This is a genomic window from Streptomyces sp. NRRL F-6676 (assembly GCF_000725625.1).
GTDB lineage: Bacteria > Actinomycetota > Actinomycetes > Streptomycetales > Streptomycetaceae > Streptomyces.
Genome location: NZ_JOHS01000014.1, coordinates 131132 through 152426, shown reverse-complemented (window position 1 = coordinate 152426; position 21295 = coordinate 131132). Strand labels below are relative to the sequence as shown.

Below are 21295 nucleotides of genomic sequence, written 5' to 3'. Positions count from 1 at the left end.
GAGTGCCGCGCGAGCGGGGGGAGCGGCGCGAGAGCGTGCGCGCCGGGCGCGCGGCGGCGCGAGGGGCGGTGCGTGGGTCGTACGGGGAGGGGCGGAAGCAGGGCGAGGGGCGCGGGACCCCGTACTACGGCACGGGGCCGCCCCTCACGCGTTCCGCGGGCCGGGACTCAGCTCTCCTGGGGGCCCGTCGCCACGTCGTGCTCCGGCACGGTCTGGCCGGAGCGGATCAGGTCGATCCGCCCCATGACCTTGGACCGCAGATCGGTCGGCACGTCGTCATGGCCGCAGCAGCGCTTGACCAGCTTCTTCACGGCCTGCTCCAGGCCGTACTTCTCCAGGCACGGCGAGCACTCCTCGAAGTGGTGCTCGAACTTGGTGCAGTCCGAATCGGGCATCTCACGGTCGAGGAACTCGTAGAGATGGTCGAGGATCTCGCTGCAATCCGTCTCGTGCGGCTCTCCGCAGCTCATGAGCCCGAGCCTTTCGCTTCGTTCGACTCTCCGGCGCCGGCCGGGACCAGTCCGCGCTCACGGGCGTAGTCCTCGAGCATGCCGCGCAGTTGACGGCGGCCCCGGTGCAGCCGGGACATCACCGTACCGATGGGTGTCCCCATGATGTCCGCGATCTCCTTGTAGGCAAAGCCCTCTACATCGGCGAGATAGACGGCGATGCGGAACTCCTCGGGGATCGCCTGTAGCGCCGACTTCACGTCCGAGTCGGGCAGGTGGTCGAGCGCCTGCGACTCCGCGGAGCGCAGACCCGTCGACATGTGCGACTCGGCGCGGGCGAGCTGCCAGTCCTCGATCTCCTCGGCCGCGCTGCGCTGGGGCTCGCGCTGCTTCTTGCGGTACGAGTTGATGAACGTGTTGGTGAGGATCCGGTAGAGCCAGGCCTTGAGGTTGGTGCCCTCGCGGAACTGGTGGAAGGACGCGTACGCCTTCGCGTACGTCTCCTGCACCAGGTCCTCGGCGTCGGCCGGGTTGCGCGTCATGCGCAGCGCGGCCGAGTACATCTGGTCGAGGAATTCGAGCGCGTCCCGCTCGAAGCGCGCGCTGCGCTCCGCGGTCGACTCGGCGGCCGGCGCCCCGGCCGGACCCGTGCTCGTGCCCCGGCCCTCGGGCTGCTCCGCCTGGCCGTTTTCGGTCCCTGCGTCGGTACCGGTGACCGGACCCACCTCCTCGAGTGTCGGTGCGGGACCGAGAGCGGTCCCACTCGAATCGGAGGATAGACGACGATCCGGCCCGCCCGCCGCCCGGACAGGGGCGGTCTTCGTCGCGTGCAGAACCGTCCAATCCAGGTCGGCGCTGCTGCGACGGCTCGGGCAGATGGTCGAACCCATGCGGCGGACTTCCTCTCCTCGGACGGTCGGCACGGTCCCGCCGTGCCGTGTGGTGGCTCCTGTCCGGTACCGGCGGCGGGCGCGCTTTCCGCCACGCCGGCCGGTCGCCGTCGGCGCCGTCCGATCCGCACAACGCGGGGCGCGTGCCCGGCATTCCCGGGCGTCATCCGAGTGACGCGGCCCACCGCACGACGGCCGCCGTGAGGATCTCCAGGGCTTCCTCCTGGCCGAGTTCCGCCCGTTTGGGCACGGCGAAACCGTGATCGGCGTGCGGCACCTCGACGAGCTCGTGACGCCCTTCGGGGAACTCCTCGGGCCGGCCGAAGGGGTCCCTGCCGCCCTGGACGACGAGGCTGGGGACCCGGACACCGAGCAGTTCCGCGGCGCGGGACTTCTCGGGGCGGCCCGGCGGGTGCAGCGGGAAGCTCAGGGCGAGGACGGCGTGCGCGCCGAGCTCCCCGGCGGTGCGGCACGCGACGCGGGCGCCCGCGCTGCGGCCCGCGGCGATCACGGGCAGGCCGGGGGCGGTCAGCGCGGGCCACAGGGCGCGCCATGCGGTGTCCAGGGTCTTCGGCGCCGGCGCCACCTTCTTGCCGGCGACCCGCCAGGGCTGCTCGACGAGGGCCACGCTCACCCCGTGGCGGGGCAGTTCGGCGGCGAGCGCCCGCAGATCGCGTGCCTCGACGCCGCCGCCCGCGCCGTGGCCGACGGCGAGGACGAGGCGGGGGGTGGTGCGGGCGGGGTGCCAGGTGAGACGGGCGGGTCCGGCCGGGGTGTCGACGGTTTCCGTGGTGGCTGTCGCGGGGGTGGTCACCTGCCCCATGGTGCCGCCTCGGGTGCGCCGACGGAGGGAGCGGAGGGGAGGGGAGGGGAGACGGCGGGGTCGGAGGAGCGGGTCGGAGGAGCGGGTCAGAAAAGTGGGTCAGAAAAGCGTGCCCTCCTCCGGCCCCGACAGTTCCTTCAGCAGTTCGGGGCCGTTGTTGCGGACATTGCTCACCGCGGTGCCGACCGGGTACGCCCGCATGAGCCCCTCCGGCGACGGTGCGAGCAGTTCGCGCAGCTCGGCGGTGTCGGTGCGGCGCGGGTCCAGCCAGGCGTCCCACCGGTCCGGCGTCAGCATCAGCGGCATGCGGGGGTGGATGTCGGCGAGCGCCTTGGGGCCCTCCTGCGGCGGCACGGCGAGCGGTGCGGTCTCGGCCTCCGTGGTGATCACGGAGCACGTCACCCACCAGGCCCGGGGGTGCCCGTCCGGGAGCGTACGGTCGCGCCAGAACTCGTACAGTCCGGCCATCGCGAACACCGACCCATCGGCGGGCGTCACGAAGTAGGGCTGCTTGCGCGCCCGCTTCCGCTTCCCCTCCACCTCCAGGTCCCGCTCCTCCTTCCCGGTGACCCACTCGTAGTAGCCGTCGGCGGGGAGGATGCAGCGCCGGGTGGCGAAGGCCTGGCGGTAGGCGGGCTTCTCGTGCACCGTCTCGGCCCGCGCGTTGATCATCCGGGCCGCGCCCTCGGGCGACTTCGCCCAGGCCGGCACGAGCCCCCACCGCAGCCGGCGTAGCTGGCGAACCGGACGCGGCGAGGAGGCGTCCTTCAGGGGGCGGTCGAGGACGACGAGGACCTCTTTGGTGGGGGCCACGTTGTAGTCGGGCACGAGGGACCCGGTGGGCTCCTGGGGCTCCTGGGGATTGCGGGCCTCGTGAGACTCCTGAGCCCTCTGGGCCTCCTGGACCTCCTGGGGCTCCCACTTCTCTATCTCAAAGATTTCTGCGAGATCCTCGGGTCCACGACTCGCCGCATACCGTCCGCACATACGTGCCACACTGCCAGGCCGGCCCGCCGCCCCTCAACGACGACGCCGGGCGCCGTCCCCGCCCGGCCCGACCTCCCGGAGCCCTCACCGATCATGAACAGCCAAGCCATCCCCTCGCTGCCGGAGCTCTGGGACCGGCTCTTCGGTGTCCAGCCCGACCCGGATCTGTGGGTGGTGCTGGTCACGCTGGCCGCCGCGCTCGCGGCCGTCGTCCCGCACGGCGTCTGGCGGGTCTCGCGCAACGCCATCACCATCGCCCACGAGGGCGGCCACGGCCTGGTGGCGCTGCTCAGCGGGCGCACGCTGACGGGCATACGCCTGCACTCGGACACCAGCGGCCTCACGGTGAGCCGGGGCAAGCCGCACGGGATCGGCATGATCCTCACCGCCGCCGCGGGCTACACCGCTCCCCCGCTGCTGGGCCTCGGCGGCGCCGCGCTGCTCGCGGCCGGGCACATCACAGCACTGCTGTGGCTGGCGACGGCGCTGCTGCTGGTGATGCTCGTGATGATCCGCAACGCGTACGGCGTCCTGACGGTGGTCGTCACCGGCGGCCTGTTCCTGGCGGTGTCGTGGCTGACCGGTGCCCAGGTACAGGCGGCGTTCGCCTACGCGGTGGTGTGGTTCCTGCTCCTCGGCGGCGTACGCCCGGCCTTCGAACTCCAGGCCAAGCGCCGCCGCGGCAACGCCGGCGACTCCGACGCCGACCAACTCTCCCGCCTCACGAACGTCCCCCCGGCCCTCTGGCTGTTCCTCTTCCACGCGGTCTCCCTGTGCGCGCTGGTGGGCGGCACGCGCTGGCTGCTGGAGATCTGACCGCCCACCCCTCGGGGGTCCGCGGCGGGGGCGAATCACCCTCTCGCGATCAAGATCCGCCCCCACCCCCAGCCACTAGACTGCGCCCCATGACCGCAACCCCCGCCCACACCGCCCTCTGGCCCGCCCCCCACGCGCGCGGAGCCGTCGACGCGACGGTCCACGTACCGGGGTCCAAGTCGGTCACCAACCGCGCTCTCGTCCTCGCCGCCCTCGCCTCCGAACCCGGCTGGCTCCGCCGCCCCCTCCGCTCCCGCGACACCCTCCTCATGGCCGGCGCCCTGCGCGCGATGGGCGTCGGCATCGAGGAAACGGTGTCGTCGAACTCCGCGACCACGCACGCGGACTCCGCCGCAGGCACGGGCGCGGGCACGGCCACCGGCCCCGGCGAGGCCTGGCGCGTCATCCCCTCCACCCTCCACGGCCCCGCCACGGTGGACGTCGGCAACGCCGGCACGGTCATGCGCTTCCTCCCCCCCGTCGCCACCCTCGTCGACGGCCCCGTCCGCTTCGACGGCGACCCCCGCTCGTACGAACGCCCCCTGCACGGCGTGATCGACGCCCTGCGCGCCCTCGGCGCCCGCATCGACGACGAGGGCCGCGGCGCGCTCCCCCTCACCGTGCACGGCGGCGGCGCCCTGGACGGCGGCCCGGTGGAGATCGACGCCTCCTCCTCGTCCCAGTTCGTCTCGGCGCTGCTGCTCTCCGGGCCGCGCTTCAACCAGGGCGTCGAGGTCCGCCACACCGGCTCCTCGCTGCCGTCCCTGCCGCACATCCGGATGACGGTGGACATGCTCCGCGCGGTCGGCGCGCAGGTGGACACCCCGGAGTCGGGCGGCGAGCCCAACGTGTGGCGGGTGACGCCCGGCGCGCTGCTCGGCCGGGATCTGACCATCGAGCCGGACCTGTCGAACGCGCAGCCGTTCCTCGCCGCCGCCCTGATCACCGGCGGCACGGTCGTCATCCCCGACTGGCCCGAGCACACCACCCAGCCCGGCGACCGACTGCGGGAGATCTTCACCGAGATGGGCGGCTCCTGCGAACTGACCGAGCGCGGTCTGGAGTTCACCGGTTCGGGTGCCGTGCACGGCATCGAGGTGGACCTCGGCGAGGTCGGCGAGCTGACCCCCGGCATCGCGGCCGTCGCCGCCCTCGCCGACTCCCCGTCGACCCTGCGCGGCGTCGCCCATCTGCGGCTGCACGAGACGGACCGGCTGGCCGCGCTCACCAAGGAGATCAACGAACTCGGCGGGGACGTCACCGAGACCGCCGACGGGCTGCACATCCGCCCGCGCCCGCTGCACGGCGGGATCTTCCACACCTACGACGACCACCGCATGGCCACGGCCGGTGCGATCATCGGCCTGGCGGTCGAGGGCGTGGAGATCGAGAACGTGGCGACGACGGCCAAGACCCTGCCGGACTTCCCCGAACTGTGGGCCGGAATGCTCGGGAACTGACGGGCGGACCGGGACCATGCGCCGTTACGGCAAGCACACCGACGAGGACGACATCCGCAGCCGCCCCAACCGCAGGGGCAACCGGCCGCGCACCCACATCAGGCCCAAGCACGAGGACGCGGCCGAGGGCCTGGTCCTCACCGTCGACCGGGGCCGGCTGACCTGCCTGGTCGAGGACCGGACCGTGATGGCGATGAAGGCCCGGGAACTGGGCCGCAAGGCCGCGGTCGTCGGCGACCGGGTGGCCCTGGTCGGGGACCTGTCCGGCGCCAAGGACACCCTCGCCCGCATCGTCCGCATCGAGGAGCGCACCTCGGTGCTGCGCCGCACGGCCGACGACGACGACCCCTACGAGCGCGTGGTCGTCGCCAACGCCGACCAGCTCGCCATCGTCACCGCCCTCGCCGACCCCGAGCCGCGCCCCCGGCTGATCGACCGCTGCCTGGTCGCCGCGTACGACGGCGGCCTCACGCCGTTCCTCGTCCTGACCAAGTCCGACCTGGCGTCGCCCGACCAACTCCTCGAGCTCTACGGCGATCTGGACATCCCGTACGTCGTCACCAGCCGCGAGGAGCTGGAGAACGGCGACGCCGCCGACCGCGTACGGGCCGAACTGGACGGCAGGGTGACGGCGTTCGTCGGCCACTCCGGGGTGGGCAAGACCACGCTGGTCAACGCGCTGGTGCCCGTGGAGCGGCGGCGTACGACGGGCCATGTCAACGCGGTGACGGGCCGCGGCCGGCACACCACCACCTCCGCGCTGGCGCTCCCGCTGGAGGGCGGCCGCGGCTGGGTGGTCGACACCCCGGGCGTACGGTCGTTCGGGCTCGCGCACATCGACCCGTCGCGGGTCATCCACGCCTTCCCCGACCTGGAGCGGGGTACGGAGGGGTGCCCGCGCGCGTGCAGCCACGACGAGCCGGACTGCGCGCTGGACGACTGGGTGGCCCAGGGCCACGCCGACCCGGCCCGGCTGTACTCGCTGCGCCGGCTGCTGTCGACCCGGGAGCGCGCGGAGGGCGACTGACCCGCCTCGCACAACTGTCTCCCCCGGCGTGCGCGGCGCATGACCGAAATCGTGTTTGCACCCGTACGCGGCCGGTAAAGGCATAATCGCACCGGCCGGACACGGCCGGGCGAACCGAACGAAGCAGTCACAGGGCGTGTGGAGCGGCGCGGGCGCGGGGTCGGCGGCGCGGCGCGCGGCGTTACGGAGGGACAGCACATGGCGTGGCTGCTGGTCATCGTGGCCGGGATCCTGGAGACCGGCTTCGCCGTGTGCCTCAAGCTGTCCCACGGTTTCACCCGGCTCTGGCCGACCATCGCCTTCTGCTGCTTCGCCCTCGGCAGCTTCGGCCTGCTGACCCTGTCGCTGCGCAAGCTCGACGTGGGCCCGGCGTACGCGGTGTGGACGGGCATCGGCGCGGCGGGCACGGCGATCTACGGCATGGTGTTCCTGGGCGACCTGGTCTCCACGCTCAAGATCGTGTCGATCAGTTTTGTGATCATCGGTGTGATCGGGCTCCAGCTCTCGGGCTCCGCGCACTGAGGCGGCCCGCGGGCCGCGCGCACCGACGGACCCCGGCCGGCCGACGCCTCACCTCGACTGGCGCGGCAGCGCGGTGCGGACGAGATCGGCGACCGAGCCGTCGCCCGGTGGCGCCGCGACGCACGACAGCGAGAGCCGCACCACGAGCTCGGCGGACCGGGCGATCTCCAGGAGCTCCGGTTTCGTGACGCCGGGCCCGGAGAGCGCGGCCACGGTGCGGTCGCGGACCAGCGTCACGAAGTCGGAGGGCGAGGGCAGCGGCCCGTCGGCCCGCCGCTGCGCGGGCACCGCGGAGGACGACGGCACCGCCGACAGCGTCGGCGCGGGAAGCCGCTCGCCCCAGCAGCCGGTGAGCATGGCGCGTACGAGGGGGTTGCCGCGGGCGGCGGACAGCGTCCACTCGGCGAGCGCGGCGAGCCGTTCACGGCCCTCGGCGGGCGCGGCGAGCCGTTCGCGGCCCTCGGCGGGCGCGGCGAGGACGCGTTCGACACCGGCGAGATAGGCGTCGGCCTCGCGCCGCACCAGGGCGCGGGAGAGCCCCTCCTTGCTGCCGAACTCGTTGTAGAGCGTCTGCCGGGAGACGCCCGCCGCGGCGGCCACGTCCACCATGCGCACGCCGGCCCACGGCCGGCTCGCGAGCGCCGAGAAGGCAGCGTCGAGCAGGGACTCCCGCGCTGCCGGCATCGTCGCCTCCCGGATAGAGCCACTCCTGTCGCCCACAGTTGACGCCCCCGCACGTACTGTCAAGGCCTCAGGGCGGGCGGGAGCGGACAGGCGCCTTCGACGCGCGGCGGCCCGGCCCCGCAGCCCCGGTGACGCCGCCGCCCCGGCCGCCCTGCTGGCCCCGGCGGGAGCGTGGAAGATACCGTGCAGTCATGGCCGACTATCTCGATGACCTGCGTCTCGCCCACGTCCTCGCGGATGCCGCCGATGCCGCGACGATGGACCGGTTCAAGGCGCTCGACCTCAAGGTCGAGACCAAGCCGGACATGACGCCGGTGAGCGAGGCCGACAAGTCGGCCGAGGAGTTGATCCGCGGTCAGCTCCAGCGGGCCCGGCCGCGGGACGCGGTCCTCGGCGAGGAGTACGGCGTCGAGGGCACGGGTCCGCGCCGCTGGGTCGTCGACCCGATCGACGGCACCAAGAACTATGTGCGCGGGGTGCCCGTCTGGGCGACGCTGATCGCGCTGACGGAGGCGGACGAGGGGGGCTTCCAGCCGGTCGTCGGCCTGGTCTCCGCCCCCGCGCTCGGCCGCCGCTGGTGGGCGGCGAAGGGCCACGGCGCGTTCACCGGGCGCAGCCTGTCCTCGGCGTCCCGGCTGCGCGTCTCGGGCGTCTCGCGGCTGTCCGACGCCTCCTTCGCGTACTCCTCGCTCGGCGGCTGGGAGGAGCGCGGCCGGCTGGACGGCTTCCTGGACCTGACCCGCAAGGTGTGGCGCACGCGCGCGTACGGCGACTTCTGGCCGTACATGATGGTCGCCGAGGGCTCGGTCGACCTGTGCGCGGAGCCGGAGCTGTCGCTGTGGGACATGGCGGCGAACGCGATCATCGTGACCGAGGCGGGCGGCAGCTTCACGGGGCTCGACGGCCGCCCGGGCCCGCACAGCGGCAACGCCGCCGCATCGAACGGCCTGCTCCACGACGAGCTGCTGGATCACCTGAACGAGCGGTACTGAAGCGGGGCGGTGCGCCGAGCGCCCCCCGTTGGCCGCACGCGCCCGCGCTCCCTCTTCGCCCACGCGCCCGAATTCGCCGCACGCGCCCTCTTGTTGACCCGCCCCTTGCCTGCGACTCTGAGAATCCCCCCACTTGTGAACTTGTGAATCCCTTCACGGGCGATCGCCGCCGTCCCCCGGCGCGCGGGGGTGGACCGATCCGGAACTCGTAGGAGGTGGCTCACGCCATGCTCGTCCGCAACGCCATGAGCACGGTCGTCCTCACCATCGGCCCCGCACACACCCTGCGGCAGGCAGCCGCACTGATGTCCGCCCGGCGCGTCGGCGCGGCCGTCGTCCTCGACCCGGACGCCGGCGGCCTCGGCATCCTCACCGAGCGCGACATCCTCGACGCCGTCGGCCGGGGCCTGAGCCCCGACGCCGAGCCGGCCCACGCCCACACCACCACCGACGTCGTCTTCGCCGCACCCTCGTGGACCCTGGAGGACGCGGCCCGCGCCATGACCCACGGCGGCTTCCGGCACCTGATCGTCATGGACCGCGACGAGCCCGCCGGCATCGTCTCGGTCCGCGACATCCTGCGCTGCTGGTCCCCGGCCCGGCAGCCGGTGCCGACGGCCTGACACGCGTCGGTGCCCGTGCGGGCGAACCCCGCACGGGCACCGCGCGTCTCCTGGTCAGCCACGCAGGGCCTGGACCGCGGCCTCCAGTCGCTTGCCGAAGTCGGGGTCGGCGTTGCGGAAGTTGCCGATCGCGCGCTCGACGATGTCCTCGCGCGAGACCTGGGAGAGGGCGCCGGCCAGGTTGCCGATCAGGCGACCCTTCTCCTCCTCCGTCATCAGCCGGTAGAGGTTGCCGGCCTGGACGAAGTCGTCGTCCTCGGCGTGCAGCGGCGCCGCGGCGTCACCGGTCGCGCCGGTGACCGGGATCGGCTGCCACAGCGGACGGTCGGTCTGGAACGGTCCGCCGAAGCTGTTCGGCTCGTAGTTCTTCGCGCCCTTGTGGCGGCCGTCGTAGAGGTGGCCGTCCCGGGAGTTGGTGCGCGCGTCGGTGGCGTGCGGGCGGTTCACCGGCAGGTGGTCGGCGTTGATGCCGACGCGGTAGCGGTGCGCGTCGCCGTAGGCGAACAGCCGGCCCTGGAGCATCTTGTCCGGGGAGGGACCGATGCCGGGCACGAAGTGCGCCGGGGAGAAGATCGACTGCTCGACCTCGGCGAAGACGTTCTCCGGGTTGCGGTTGAGCTCCAGCTTGCCGATCTCGATGACCGGGTAGTCCGCGTGCGGCCAGACCTTGGTCACGTCGAACGGGTTGAAGCGGTACGTGGCGGCCTCGGCGGCGGGCATGATCTGCACGCCGACGGTCCAGGACGGGAAGTCGCCGCGCTCGATCGCCTGACGCAGGTCCCGCTGGTGGGAGTCGGGGTCCTCACCGGCGAGCCGGTTGGCCTCCTCCTGGGTGAGGCACTTGATCCCCTGATCGGTCTTGAAGTGGTACTTGACCCAGAAGACCTCGCCGGCCTCGTTGTTCCACTGGTAGGTGTGCGAACCGAAGCCGTCCATGTGGCGGTAGGACGCCGGGATGCCGCGGTCGCCGAAGACCCAGGTCACCTGGTGCGTGGACTCCGGGGACAGCCCCCAGAAGTCCCACACGTTGTCCATCTCGGTCGAACCGGTGTACGGGTCGCGCTTCTGGGTGTGGATGAAGTCGGGGAACTTGAGGGCGTCCCGGATGAAGAACACCGGGGTGTTGTTGCCGACGAGGTCGTAGTTGCCCTCCTCGGTGTAGAACTTCAGCGCGAAGCCGCGCGGGTCGCGGACGGCGTCCGCGGCGCCGAGGTTGCCGGCCACGGTCGAGAAGCGCAGGAACGTCTCGGTCTGCTTGCCGACCTCGGAGAGGAACGCGGCACGCGTGTACTGCGTGACGTCGGCGGTCACCGTGAAGGTTCCGTACGCGCCGGCGCCGCGGGCGTGCACCACGCGCTCCGGAATGCGCTCCCGGTTGAAGTGGGCCAGCTTCTCCAGCAGGAGCTGGTCCTGGACGAGCACAGGGCCGCCGACGCCCGCCGTCTCGCTGTTCTGGTTGTCGGCGACCGGGGCACCGGCCTCGGTGGTCAGCGGTCCCTGCGTCACGTGCGCCTCCTGCGTCAAGCCTTGCGAAAGGGGGTCTCCGGCCGGTATGTCCGGGATGCCCCGCGGCCGCTTCCGTAATCGATCCTACGTTGGACTTAGTCCAAGTCAAGTTGAGCTCCAGAATCACACCTGTTCAGGATCTGGGACCCTTGCTGTTAGGCTGGAAACCATGAGTGACCTACTGGAACGTCTGCGTGGACGCGGATGGCGCATGACCGCGCAGCGGCGCGTGGTGGCCGAGGTCCTCGACGGCGAGCACGTCCATCTGACGGCCGACGAGGTGCACGCGCGTGCCGCGGTGAAGCTGCCGGAGATCTCCCGGGCGACGGTCTACAACACCCTCGGCGAGCTGGTCTCGCTGGGCGAGGTGCTCGAGGTCGCCACGGACAAGCGCGCCAAGCGGTACGACCCGAACGCGCACCGCCCCCACCACCACCTGGTGTGCGCGGGCTGCGGCTCGATCCGCGACGTCCACCCGTCGGGCAATCCGCTGGCCGACCTCCCCGACTCGGAGCGGTTCGGCTTCACCGTGTCGGACGTCGAGGTCACCTACCGCGGCCTCTGCCCGAACTGCGCGACGAAGGCCTGAGCCGACGACGGCCTGAGCCAAGGCCGGGACGCCCGCCAGGCCTTCTGAACACTCCGCAGGCCACCTGAACACTCCGCAGGCGGGACACTTGAACAGACCGAAGGTCCTGAACACACCGAAGGCCGGAACCCTTACGGATTCCGGCCTTCGGCCTTCAGTAGCGGGGACAGGATTTGAACCTGCGACCTCTGGGTTATGAGCCCAGCGAGCTACCGAGCTGCTCCACCCCGCGTCGACGAACACAACGTTACGTCACGAGGGAAAGCAGAAGCAAATCGCTCCCCTTCCGGGGCCCGGCCGTGCGGAATCCAGGGGGCGGACCCTACGCCGAGAGCTCCTCCCGCAACGCGTCCCGCAACCGCGCCGCCCGCTCCGCGACCTCGCCCGGCCCCAGCTCCACCGCCCGGTCCGCCCAGCGCTGCCCCTCCGCCAGCTCGCCCCGCCGCGCGTACACCAGCGCGAGCCGCAGCGCCGCGCGTCCGTGCCCCGCGTCGGCGGCGCGCGTCCACCACAGGGCCGCCTCCGGCTCGCTCCCCTCGCGGGCGAGCAGCAGGCCGAGGTTGAAGGCGCCGTTGCGCGAGCCGGCCTCCGCCGCGAGCCGGTACCAGCGCGCCGCCTCCACGACCTCGCCCCGCCCGGCCGCGAGCATCCCCACCCGCACCTGCGCGCGCCGGTGCCCCTGGGACGCGGCCCGCTCGTACCACTCCTCGCACTCGCTCTTCTCCCGCGCCGGCTCCCCCAGCTCGTGCGCGGGCGCGGGCGGCCGGCGCGCGTCGAGCACCGTGGCGAGCCGGTACGCCGCCTCCGCGCTGCCGCCCCCCGCGGCGCAGCGCAGATGCCGCTCGGCCTCCTGCTCCTCCCCGTCCCGCAGCCGCGCCATCCCGACCTGCAACGCCGCCTCGGTGTGCCCGGCGGCCGCCGCCCGCTCGTACCAGCCGAGCGCGGCCCGCTCCTGGCCGCGCCCCGCGTAGAGGATCCCCAGGTTGAACGCGGCGTCCACGCTGCCCGACTCCGCCGCCTTGGAGAACCAGGGCTCGGCCCCGGCCGCGTCACCGCCCTGGAGCAGCAGCACGGCGAGCGCGTTCGCCGCCTCCCGGTGCCCGGCGTACGCGGCCCTCCGGTACCACTGCTCGGCCGGCCCGGTCCGCCCCTGCTCGGCGCAGAGCAGCCCCAGGTTGTACGCGCCGTTGACGTCACCGGCGTCCATGGCGGCCCGGTACCACCGCTCGGCGGTCTGCGTCTCCCCGCGCTCGGCGTGCAGCGCGCCCAGCGCGTTGGCCGCGTTGCCGTCGCCCTCCTGGGCGGCCCGCAGCCACCACACGGCGGCGCTCTCGGTGTCCCCGGCGTCGCGCAGCAGGAAGCCGAGCGCGCAGGCGGCACGCGCCTCGCCGTCCTTGGCGGACGTCAGATACCAGCGGCCCGCCTCCTTGAGCTGACCGCGCTTCTCCAGGATCGCGCCGAGGTGCAGCGCGGCCCGCCGGTGGCCGCGTGCGGCGGCCTGCCGGTACCACTGTTCGGCCTCGTCGAGCGGCGCCGGTCCGGCGCCGTCGGCGCCCTTGGTCCGCGCCGCGCGTGCGTCCGTACCCCGCGGGCCCGGTGGTGCGCCTCTCGCGCCCCCTCTGCCCCCGGCGTTCGGCGCGATGCCCAGGCCGTCCCCGGCCGCGTCCGCGCCCCGGTCCAGCGCCCGGGCCAGCCGGTAGGCGGCCTCCCGGTGGCCGCGCTGCGCGGCGACGCGCATCCAGTGCTCGCTGCCCGGGTCGCCGCGGTGTTCCAGCAGGTCGGCGAGGGCGTAGGCGCCGAGCATGTGTCCCTGTTCGGCGGACTGGCGCAGCCAGTACTCGGCCGCCGGTTCGTCACCGCGCTCGCGGTGGTGCCGTCCGAGCGCGTGCGCGGCGGCGGTGGAGCCGGCGACGGCGGCGATGCGCCACCAGCCTGCGGCCTCGTCGGGGTAGCCCCGCTGGTGGAGCAGGACCCCGAGGTTGTTGGCTGCGGCCCGGTCACCGGCGGCGGTGGCGGCACGCAGCTGGGGCTCGGCTCCGTCGAGATCACCGCGGCGCAGCAGCATGCTGCCGAGGACGCTCATCGCCTCGACGTCGCCGGCCTCCGCCGCCGCGCGCCTGCGCGCCTCCTCCGCCAACTCCTCGGCGACCTCCGTGGTCTCGTCCCGTCCGGAGACGTCAGAAACCTCGGAAGCCCCGAAAGCCCCGGAAGGCCGCCCAAACCGCCCTGTCTCGAACAGAGTTGCCTTGTCCCCCATAACGTCCATCGTCGCACCACCTGCAACCTGGGTACACCTGGTATACCGCAGCCAGTGAGGTCACTACAGCGTTTTGTCGACATGCCCACAGAGAGACAAGTCAAACACAGCGCGCCCAACTCCCCGGCACAGCACGGCTGCTGCGCACGTCGGCACACGCGTTCGCAGGTGTCAGAGGAGAGGAACCACACTCACCGGAAGGTGGCGTTCCGCAGGTCAGAGGTGACGGCCGCGCCGAGGCGCGGGAATGCGGTCAACGCACACGAAGGCCCGGATCCTTGAGGATCCGGGCCTTCGTCATCAGTAGCGGGGACAGGATTTGAACCTGCGACCTCTGGGTTATGAGCCCAGCGAGCTACCGAGCTGCTCCACCCCGCGCCGTTGTGAGTTCACAGTATCACGGCGCGGGGGGCGTCGGATCAGCCGTCGGCCGAGCTCGCGCTCTTGTCGCTGCTCGCGCCGTCGCCGTCCTTGCTGTCGCTGCTGCTCTTGTCGCTCTCCTTGGTGTCGCCGTTGTCGCCGTTCTTGCTGTCACCGCTCTTGCCGGCACTGCTCTTGCTGCCGCCCGAGCCGCTCTTGGCGGCCGCGGACTGCGCGTCCTCCGCCTTCTTCAGCGCGTCCTGGAGGTCCTGCTGCGCCTTGCCGTACGCCTCCCAGTCGCCCTTCTTGAGGGCTTCCTGGCCGGCGGTGAAGGCCTTCTGGGCGTCGCTGAGCGCTTCCTTGACCGTCGGGTTGCTGGTCGCTGGTGGTGTGGTGGTGTCCTGGTCGGAGTCCGGCGGCTTGGTCGTCGAGCCGTCGGTGGCGAAGAGTTTGTCCAGCGCCTCGTCCAGCGTGTTCTCGAAGGCCGTTCTGCCGTTGTAGGTCATCAGCACCTTGCGCAGCAGTGGCAGCTTCAGTCCGCCACCGCGTACGTAGACCGGCTCCACGTAGAGCAGTCCCCCGTCGAGCGGGACCGTCAGGAGGTTGCCGTACTCGATCTCCGAGTCACCGTTTCTCACCTGTCTGATGAACTCGGTGATGTTCTCCTGGGAGTTCGAGTTGAACTGGCTCTGCACCTGTTTGGGGCCGTCGGCCGTCGCACTCGTCAGTTGCAGGATTCTGATCCTGCCGTAGTCCTTCGTCCCTGCTTCGGAGTCGACCGCCATGAAGGCGCTGAGGTTGTCCCGCCCGTTGGGCGTGAACGTCGTCGTCAGCGAGAACGCCTGCGACTGCTGGTCCGGCATCTTCATGCTCAGGTAGTACGGCGGCACCGCGTCGCCCGACTTGTTGGTCGGGTCGTTCGGCACCTGCCACACCTCGCTGCCGCTGAGGAACGTCTGGGCGTCCTTCACGTGGTAGCGGGTGAGCAGTTCCCGCTGGACCTTGAACAGGTCCTGCGGGTAGCGGAGATGGGCCATCAGGTCGGAGGAGATCTCCTTCTTCGGCTGCACCGTGTTCGGGAAGGCCTTCATCCACGTCTTGAGGACGGGGTCCTTCGTGTCCCACTGGTAGAGCTTGACCTCGCCGCTGTACGCGTCGACCGTCGCCTTGACCGAGTTGCGGATGTAGTTGACCCGGTTCTGCTGGGCCACCACCGCCCGCTGGTTGTTGGCCGCGGTGAGCGAGTCCGCCGTCGTGTCGCCCAGAGTGGTGCGGGAGGCGTACGGATAGCCGTTGGTGGTGGTGTAGGCGTCGACGATCCACTGGATCTTGCCGTCGACCACCGCCGGGTAGGCGTCGCCGTCGATCGTCAGCCAGGGGGCCACGGCCTCGACGCGTTCCTTGGGCGTGCGGTTGTACAGGATGCGCGAGCCGTCGCCGATGGCCCCGGAGTACAGCATCTGCGGTTCGCTGAACGCCACCGCGTACGCGGCCCGGTTGATCGGGTTGGAGAGGCTGACGCCGCTGTCGCCCTTGTAGGTGTAGGCCTTCTCGCCCTTGTCGTCGGAGTAGTCGATCTCCTTCTGGGGACCGCCGACGATCGAGTACGTGGTGGTCTTCTCGCCGTAGTAGACCCGCTGTTCGTGCGTCGGCAGGTCACCGGTGGAGGGCAGGCCGGACTCGGTGTACACCGGCTGGCCGTTGCTGTCGGCGGTCGTGCCCTTGGCGGCGACCACGCCGTAGCCGTGGGTGTAACGGAAGTGGTCGTTGATCCAGTTGTTCTTCGGGATGCCGTCGAGGTTCAGCTCCCGCAGACCGACGACCGTGTCCTGTTCCTTGCCGTCCTTGCCGGTGTAGCGGTCGACGTCCAGGTTGGTCGGGAAGGCGTAGTAGTTCTTGACCTGCTGCATCTGCTGGAACGTCGGCGAGACGATGTTGGGGTCCAGCACCCGCAGGCTCGCGGCGGCGTCGGCGTCCTCGCGGAGCTGGTCGCCGTCACTGTTCTTGCCCTTGCCCGCGTACTCGGAGACCTCGGCGTCGTCGATGCCGTACGCCTCACGCGTCGCCTTGATGTTCTTGGCGACGTAGGGCGCTTCCTTGGCCTGCTCGTTCGGCTGGACCTGGAACTTCTGCACGATCGCCGGGTAGAGGCCGCCGATGAGGATGGCGGAGAGCACCATCAGGCCGAAGCCGATGACGGGCAGCTGCCAGGTGCGCCGCCACAGGGTGGCGAAGAACAGCAGCGCGCAGATGACGGCGATGCAGAACAGGATCGTCTTGGCCGGCAGATAGGCGTTGGCGTCGACGTACCTCAGGCCGGTCCAGTTGCCGGTGGCCTTGAAGTCACTGGACTTGACCGCGAGGCCGTACCGGTCGAGCCAGTAGGCGACCGCCTTGAGGGCCACGAAGACGCCGAGCAGCACCGAGAGGTGGCCGGTCGCGGCGGCCGTGGCGTGCGCCCCGGGGCTGGTGACCCGCAGGCCGCCGTAGAGGTAGTGGGTGAGCGCGGCGGCGATCAGGGAGAGCACGGCGGCGGCGAAGCCGAAGCCGAGCAGGAAGCGGTACCAGGGCAGGTCGAAGGCGTAGAAGGAGACGTCCAGATGGAACTGGGGGTCCTTCTGGTGGAACGGCACGCCGTTGACCCACATCAGCCAGGTGCGCCACTGGCCGGCCGCGGAGGCGCCGGCGATCAGGCCGACCAGGGCGGTGATGCCGAGCAGCAGCCACTTCTTGTACGGGGCGATGCCCATGCGGTAGCGGTCCAGGCTCTGCTGCTCCGCCGACATGGCGCTCAGCGGCGGGCGGAGCCGGTGGGCGAGCCAGATGTTGACGCCGACCGCGATCGCCATCAGGAGGCCGAAGACGAAGAAGAGGCCGATCTTGGTCCACAGCGTGGTGGTGAACACCGACGAGTAGTGCACCGACCGGTACCACAGCCAGTCCGTCCAGAACCCGGCGAACATGGTGAACGCCATGCCGAGGACGGCCAGGACGCCGAGCGTCATCAGCAGGGTCCGGACACGCCGGGACGGGCGGCCCACTCTGATCCGTGGCCCCGTCGGGCCTCCGCCGCGGTCCGGCATCTGGAAAGCCAAGGTGTGCACCTCGAAGTCGCTGTTGGTCGGTCGGCCCCCGCCTCTGTCGTGCGCGCGGACCCCCGTCGGCCGGCCCCGGTCGTCTCCCGAGATCGCGGGGCCTCACCTATGCAACTTACTCATGCTTTAACCGGTTCCCGGATCCGGGGATTAACGAGAGAGGATTGTGACCATGTCCAACACTCCCATGGCAGCGAACCCCCTCACCCGGGCCGTACTCGAGATCGACGAGTACGCCTCGGGCCTCGGCTGGGACCAGCCCGCTCGCCTCTTCGCCCTCGTCGACACCGCCCGGCTGCGGGCCCAGGAACCCTCCCTCGCGGCCCAGCTCGGCCTGGACGACGAACTCGCGGCCACCACCGCTCTCACCCCCATCGAACAGGAGGAGATCTCCGCGGACCGGCCGCTGGACGAGTTCCTCGGCACCATCGCCTGGCCCGACGCGGTGGCCGGCTGCGCGCTCACGGTGGAGCGCCTGATGCTGCCGCCGTCGGCCGAGGCCGCGGTCCCCGGCGATCTGGACGAGGCCCGGCTGAACCAGTGGGTCGCCGAGCACCCGGACCGGCAGGAGGTGCGCATGACGGTCGCCGTGCTGCGGGACGGCACCCGTGAGTCCGCGCTGCGGCTGCGCGAGAAGGACGCGCCCTCGGAGGTGCTCACCGGGGCGGACCTGGTGCCGGGTCTCGCGGAGGCGCTGGCGTCGACGTTCGAGGACTGACGCCCGGTCTTCCCCGGAGGCGTTCCCGCCCGGCACGCGCGTGCGCACGCGCGTGCCGGCCGTCACCGTCCGCCGGCGCTCATCCCTTGGTGGTGCACTTCGGCAGGTCGTCGGTGTGGCCGCCGCGGATGTCCTTCAGGGCGTCGAGGGCGTCGCCGATGGTGTTCACCCTGACGAGCGTGAGCCCGTCGGGGGTGTCCTCCGCGGCGGCGGCGCAGTTGTCCTTGGGCGTCAGGAAGTAGCGGGCGCCCTTGTCGCGCGCTCCGACGGTCTTCATCTCCACGCCGCCGATGGGGCCCACCTTGCCCGCGTCGTCGATCGTCCCGGTGCCCGCCACGAACGTGCCGCCGGTCAGGCTGCCGGGGGTGAGCTTGTCGTAGATGCCGAGGGCGAACATCAGACCGGCGCTCGGTCCGCCGACGTCGGCGAGCTTGATGTCGATGGAGAACGGGAACGTGTGATCGGTTCCGGCGGAGATCCCGACGATGGCGCGCTCGGCGCCCGTGTCGTCGGACGCGGCGGTGGTGATCGTCACCTTCTCCGTCTTCGTCGCCTTCCGGTGCTCCTTCTCGGCGGCGGCCTGCTCCTTGGCGGGGACGATGGTGAAGGAGACCTTCTCGCCGGGCTTGTGCTTGGTGACCAGGTCGGCGACGTCGTCGGGGGCCTTCACCGCCGTGCCGTCGACGGCCTTGATCACGTCACCGGCGTGCAGCCTGCCCTCGGCCGGGGAGTCCTTGAGGACGGTCGAGACGATCACCCAGGACTCGACGGGGACACCGAGCTCCTTGAGGGCGGCCACCTTGGCGCTCTCCTGGGACTGGCTGAACTCCTCGGCGTTCTCCTGGGTGGACTGCTCCTCCGTCTTGCCGTCGGGGTAGAGCGTGTCGTGCGGGACGACCTTGTCGTCGTGCGCGAGCCACCCGTAGACGGCCTCCACGAGGTTCATCTTGTAGTCGGCACTGGTGACCCGGACGGTGGTCATGTTGAGATGACCGCTCGTCCCGTAGGTCTTGTGCCCGGAGATCTGTAGCACCGGCTCGCCGTCGTGGTCGCCGAGCGTGTTCACCGTCGGCCCCGGGGACATCTCCGCGTACGGCACTTTGATGAACACCCCCGCGCACAGGAGTGCGATCAGCATCAAGGTGGAGGCGAGCATCGTCGCGGTGCGGCGTGGCATGGAACGACAGTACGGGACGGACCTGTAGGCGCACCGTCGGGGCCGTCCGTCCGGGGCGAGAGGGGCGCCGGCTCCCTTTCCGGGGCGCGAGGGGCGCCGACGCCCCTGAGGACGCCGGCGGGCCCGGCCGTGCGCCGCGGGGCCTCAGACCCCGGTGCGGGGCTTCTCCATGGCCTCGCGGAAGCGGGCGTATCCGGCGAGTTCGGAACCGTCACCGATGGTCTTGCGGTTCCGGCCGGCCCATCCGCCCCACAGTCCGGCACCGATCGCGGCAACGAACGGAATCAGCAACCAGGCGAGCGCCGCCATGCCGACCTCCCAACCCCTTGAGCGTCCGCGACTGACTGATCAACAGATTAATCATCCGCATGCTAACGCGCACGCCAGGGGGTGGGTCACGCGGCCGGAGCGGGCGGCCGGCGCGTGTCGCGGGAGCGGCGGGCACGCGCGCCGGGGCGGCGGATCAGCAGGCGTCGGCGCCCACCCACTCCTCCGTCCCGTCGGAGAACGTCTGGTGCTTCCAGATGGGCACCTCGTGCTTGAGGTCGTCGATCAGCTTCCGGCACGCCTCGAACGCCTCGCCGCGGTGCGGGCAGGCCACGGCGACGACGACGGCGAGGTCGCCGACGGTCAGGTCCCCCACCCGGTGGACCGCGGCCAGCGCGCGCACGGGGTAGTCGGCGACGACCTTCTCGGCCACGCGCCGCAGCTCGGCCTCGGCGCTCGGATGGCTCGAGTACGACAGGGCGTCGACGTCGGCCCCGCCGTCGTGGTCGCGCACGGTGCCGACGAACAGCGCGGTGCCTCCGGCGGCGTCGTCCCCCACGGCCCGGAAGACCTCGTCGACGGAGAGCGGCGTGTCACGGATGCCGAGCAACTTGATGGGATCCCCGGCCGCGCGCTCACCGGGGTGCTCCTGGATACCAGCCATGCCCCCCATCGTGCCGCACGGCACCGACAACCAGGGAACGTACGACCGGATCACCCGGCCACCGGCCGCGCACCCCCGGCGCCAGGACGCCGACCGTGCCGACCCGGCGCCCGGCGTCCGGCGCGCCCCCGGGCCGTCTACCGCCGTCGCGCCTTGCGTGCCCGCCGTACGACCGCCGCCGCGCCCAGCAGCGCCACCGTCGCCCCCGCCGCGCCCGCCGCCGTCGCGTCCTTGCGACCCAGCCGCCGTCCGGCCACCGTGTGCCGTCCGGAGACCTCCTCCAGGAGCGCCGCGAGCACCTCCTCGTTGGTCCAGCGCGGCCGCCAACCCGCGTCGTGCAGCCGGCTCCCGCTCACCACCCAGGGGTACATCGTGTAGGCGAGGTCGCCCGCGGGCGACGGGGTGAGCCCGATGCGGTGCAGCCGCGCCGCCGCGCCCAGCGCCACGGCCGACGGCAGCTCCATGCGCCGGATGCCGCTGAGTTCCTCGACCTCCTCCTGCTCCAGCCAGCCGTCGCAGCCGACGGCGAGTTCCCCGTCGGCCTTCTCCAGGACGGCGTACTCCAGCGCCCCGCACAGGTCCTCGACGTGGCAGAACTGCCAGGCGGGCCGCGACCCGGCGACGACGAGCAGCCGGGGCGACTCGAAGTACCTGGTCAGCGCGGTGTCCGTGCCGCCGACCAGGACGGCGGGCCGGACGACGGTCACATTGAGCCCGGGGTGTGCGCGCGGGGCCCGCCGGGCGAGCCGTTCGATCTCCAGCAGGTCGCCCACCCCGGTCGCCTCCGCGGTGGCCCGCAGCTCGGCGTCCTCGGAGAGCGGCAGCTCGTTGTCCGGCAGCGCCCCGTAGACCATCGCGGAGGTGCACAGCACCACCCGGTGCACCCCGGCGGCCGCGGCGGCGGTCAGCACGGTCTGCGTCCCCCGGACGTTGTAGGCCGTACGGGCGGCCGCGTCGGTCTCGAGATCCAGGTCGAGCGCCAGGTGGACGACGACGTCCGCGCCGCGCAGCTTCTCCGCGATGGCCGGGTCGCGCACGTCGAGGACGTGCCACTGGGCGGCGGCGCACTCGCCGCGCCGCTCGTCGAGCGCGATCACCTCTCCGATCTCGTCCGAGGCGGCGAGCCGCTCGGTGAGCAGGGCTCCGACCCCGGTCGCGGCACCGGTGACCGCGACGACGGGGCCGCGGCCGGCCGGGCCGGTTGTGTGGTTTCGCGCTGCGCGAACCTGTGGATCTGGGGAACTCACCGGGCGTCTCCAGCGGTTGTCTTCAGTACGAGCGCGACGGTACGCAGGCGGTGGACGCGTGCGCACCGGGTGGCATCCATCCTGCCGCAGCCCAGGAGTCGGCGACGCACCGAGGCCCGAACCGGTCCAGGTGTCTACGCTG

Annotated in this window: 20 protein-coding genes and 2 tRNA genes; 8 read left to right on the top strand and 14 right to left on the bottom strand. The window is 71.9% G+C overall.

The window, feature by feature from the left end:
• Positions 1–167: 167 nt before the first annotated feature.
• The 4 genes from rsrA to IO29_RS11980 all read right to left on the bottom strand — a co-directional run bounded on the left by rsrA (position 168) and on the right by IO29_RS11980 (position 3149).
• Positions 168–470 (bottom strand): mycothiol system anti-sigma-R factor, encoded by a 303-nt coding sequence (rsrA, locus tag IO29_RS11995; protein WP_030379365.1) that lies wholly within the window; start codon positions 468–470, stop codon positions 168–170.
• Positions 467–1174 (bottom strand): RNA polymerase sigma factor SigR, encoded by a 708-nt coding sequence (gene sigR / locus IO29_RS11990; protein ID WP_030379364.1) that lies wholly within the window; start codon positions 1172–1174, stop codon positions 467–469. Before sigR ends, rsrA begins: the two co-directional genes overlap by 4 nt.
• Before the next feature lie 328 nt (positions 1175–1502).
• Positions 1503–2162, bottom strand: coding sequence for an alpha/beta hydrolase family protein (locus IO29_RS11985; protein ID WP_030379363.1), 660 nt, complete (start codon positions 2160–2162; stop codon positions 1503–1505).
• Positions 2163–2261: 99 nt separating this feature from the next.
• Positions 2262–3149, bottom strand: a complete 888-nt coding sequence (locus IO29_RS11980) for an SOS response-associated peptidase (RefSeq protein ID WP_030379362.1) — start codon at positions 3147–3149, stop codon at positions 2262–2264.
• Positions 3150–3242: 93 nt separating this feature from the next.
• Here IO29_RS11980 and IO29_RS11975 point away from each other — a divergent pair, with 93 nt between their 5' ends.
• The 4 genes from IO29_RS11975 (at position 3243) to IO29_RS11960 (ending at position 6974) form a co-directional block, all read left to right on the top strand.
• Entirely contained in the window at positions 3243–3965 is a 723-nt protein-coding gene (locus tag IO29_RS11975; protein ID WP_030379361.1) for a M50 family metallopeptidase, read from the top strand.
• Positions 3966–4054: 89 nt separating this feature from the next.
• A complete protein-coding gene (aroA, locus tag IO29_RS11970) occupies positions 4055–5425 on the top strand; it encodes a 3-phosphoshikimate 1-carboxyvinyltransferase (protein ID WP_030379360.1) in 1371 nt (456 codons plus the stop codon).
• 16 nt (positions 5426–5441) lie between these two features.
• A complete protein-coding gene (gene rsgA, locus IO29_RS11965) occupies positions 5442–6452 on the top strand; it encodes a ribosome small subunit-dependent GTPase A (RefSeq protein ID WP_030379359.1) in 1011 nt (336 codons plus the stop codon).
• 198 nt (positions 6453–6650) lie between these two features.
• Positions 6651–6974, top strand: coding sequence for a DMT family transporter (locus IO29_RS11960; RefSeq protein WP_030379358.1), 324 nt, complete (start codon positions 6651–6653; stop codon positions 6972–6974).
• Between the two features lie 48 nt (positions 6975–7022).
• Here IO29_RS11960 and IO29_RS11955 read toward each other — a convergent pair whose 3' ends face one another.
• The gene (locus tag IO29_RS11955; protein ID WP_030379357.1) at positions 7023–7658 is read right to left on the bottom strand and encodes a TetR/AcrR family transcriptional regulator; all 636 of its coding nucleotides are present in this window, start codon (positions 7656–7658) and stop codon (positions 7023–7025) included.
• Positions 7659–7849: 191 nt separating this feature from the next.
• On the opposite strand from IO29_RS11955, the gene hisN reads away from it, so the two are divergent.
• Positions 7850–8650, top strand: a complete 801-nt coding sequence (gene hisN / locus IO29_RS11950; protein ID WP_030379356.1) for a histidinol-phosphatase — start codon at positions 7850–7852, stop codon at positions 8648–8650.
• A gap of 227 nt (positions 8651–8877) precedes the next feature.
• The gene (locus IO29_RS11945; protein WP_030379355.1) at positions 8878–9273 is read left to right on the top strand and encodes a CBS domain-containing protein; all 396 of its coding nucleotides are present in this window, start codon (positions 8878–8880) and stop codon (positions 9271–9273) included.
• A gap of 54 nt (positions 9274–9327) precedes the next feature.
• On the opposite strand, the gene IO29_RS11940 is transcribed toward IO29_RS11945, so the two are convergent.
• On the bottom strand, positions 9328–10779 hold the full coding sequence (locus IO29_RS11940; protein WP_030379354.1) for a catalase: 1452 nt from the start codon (positions 10777–10779) through the stop codon (positions 9328–9330).
• A gap of 169 nt (positions 10780–10948) precedes the next feature.
• On the opposite strand from IO29_RS11940, the gene IO29_RS11935 reads away from it, so the two are divergent.
• The gene (locus tag IO29_RS11935) at positions 10949–11368 is read left to right on the top strand and encodes a Fur family transcriptional regulator (protein ID WP_030379353.1); all 420 of its coding nucleotides are present in this window, start codon (positions 10949–10951) and stop codon (positions 11366–11368) included.
• Between the two features lie 158 nt (positions 11369–11526).
• On the opposite strand, the gene IO29_RS11930 is transcribed toward IO29_RS11935, so the two are convergent.
• The 4 genes from IO29_RS11930 to IO29_RS11915 all read right to left on the bottom strand — a co-directional run bounded on the left by IO29_RS11930 (position 11527) and on the right by IO29_RS11915 (position 17068).
• Positions 11527–11600, bottom strand: a tRNA-Met gene (locus IO29_RS11930).
• 90 nt (positions 11601–11690) lie between these two features.
• A complete protein-coding gene (locus IO29_RS11925; RefSeq protein WP_030379352.1) occupies positions 11691–13634 on the bottom strand; it encodes a tetratricopeptide repeat protein in 1944 nt (647 codons plus the stop codon).
• Between the two features lie 295 nt (positions 13635–13929).
• A tRNA-Met gene (locus IO29_RS11920) sits at positions 13930–14003 on the bottom strand.
• Between the two features lie 41 nt (positions 14004–14044).
• Complete coding sequence (locus IO29_RS11915; RefSeq protein ID WP_078618229.1) at positions 14045–17068, bottom strand: UPF0182 family membrane protein; 3024 nt, start codon at positions 17066–17068, stop codon at positions 14045–14047.
• Positions 17069–17252: 184 nt separating this feature from the next.
• Between IO29_RS11915 and IO29_RS11910 the strand changes: the two genes are divergently transcribed.
• On the top strand, positions 17253–17798 hold the full coding sequence (locus IO29_RS11910) for a PPA1309 family protein (RefSeq protein WP_030379350.1): 546 nt from the start codon (positions 17253–17255) through the stop codon (positions 17796–17798).
• Positions 17799–17877: 79 nt separating this feature from the next.
• Here the strand turns inward: IO29_RS11910 and IO29_RS11905 are convergent, their stop codons facing one another.
• The 4 genes from IO29_RS11905 to IO29_RS11895 form a co-directional block, all read right to left on the bottom strand.
• On the bottom strand, positions 17878–18975 hold the full coding sequence (locus IO29_RS11905) for a YlbL family protein (protein ID WP_030379349.1): 1098 nt from the start codon (positions 18973–18975) through the stop codon (positions 17878–17880).
• A 144-nt stretch (positions 18976–19119) separates the two neighbouring features.
• A complete protein-coding gene (locus IO29_RS38885; protein WP_199806872.1) occupies positions 19120–19284 on the bottom strand; it encodes a hypothetical protein in 165 nt (54 codons plus the stop codon).
• A gap of 154 nt (positions 19285–19438) precedes the next feature.
• Entirely contained in the window at positions 19439–19906 is a 468-nt protein-coding gene (locus IO29_RS11900; protein ID WP_030379348.1) for a molybdenum cofactor biosynthesis protein MoaE, read from the bottom strand.
• A 137-nt stretch (positions 19907–20043) separates the two neighbouring features.
• A complete protein-coding gene (locus tag IO29_RS11895) occupies positions 20044–21153 on the bottom strand; it encodes an SDR family oxidoreductase (protein WP_030379347.1) in 1110 nt (369 codons plus the stop codon).
• Between the last annotated feature and the right edge of the window lie 142 nt (positions 21154–21295).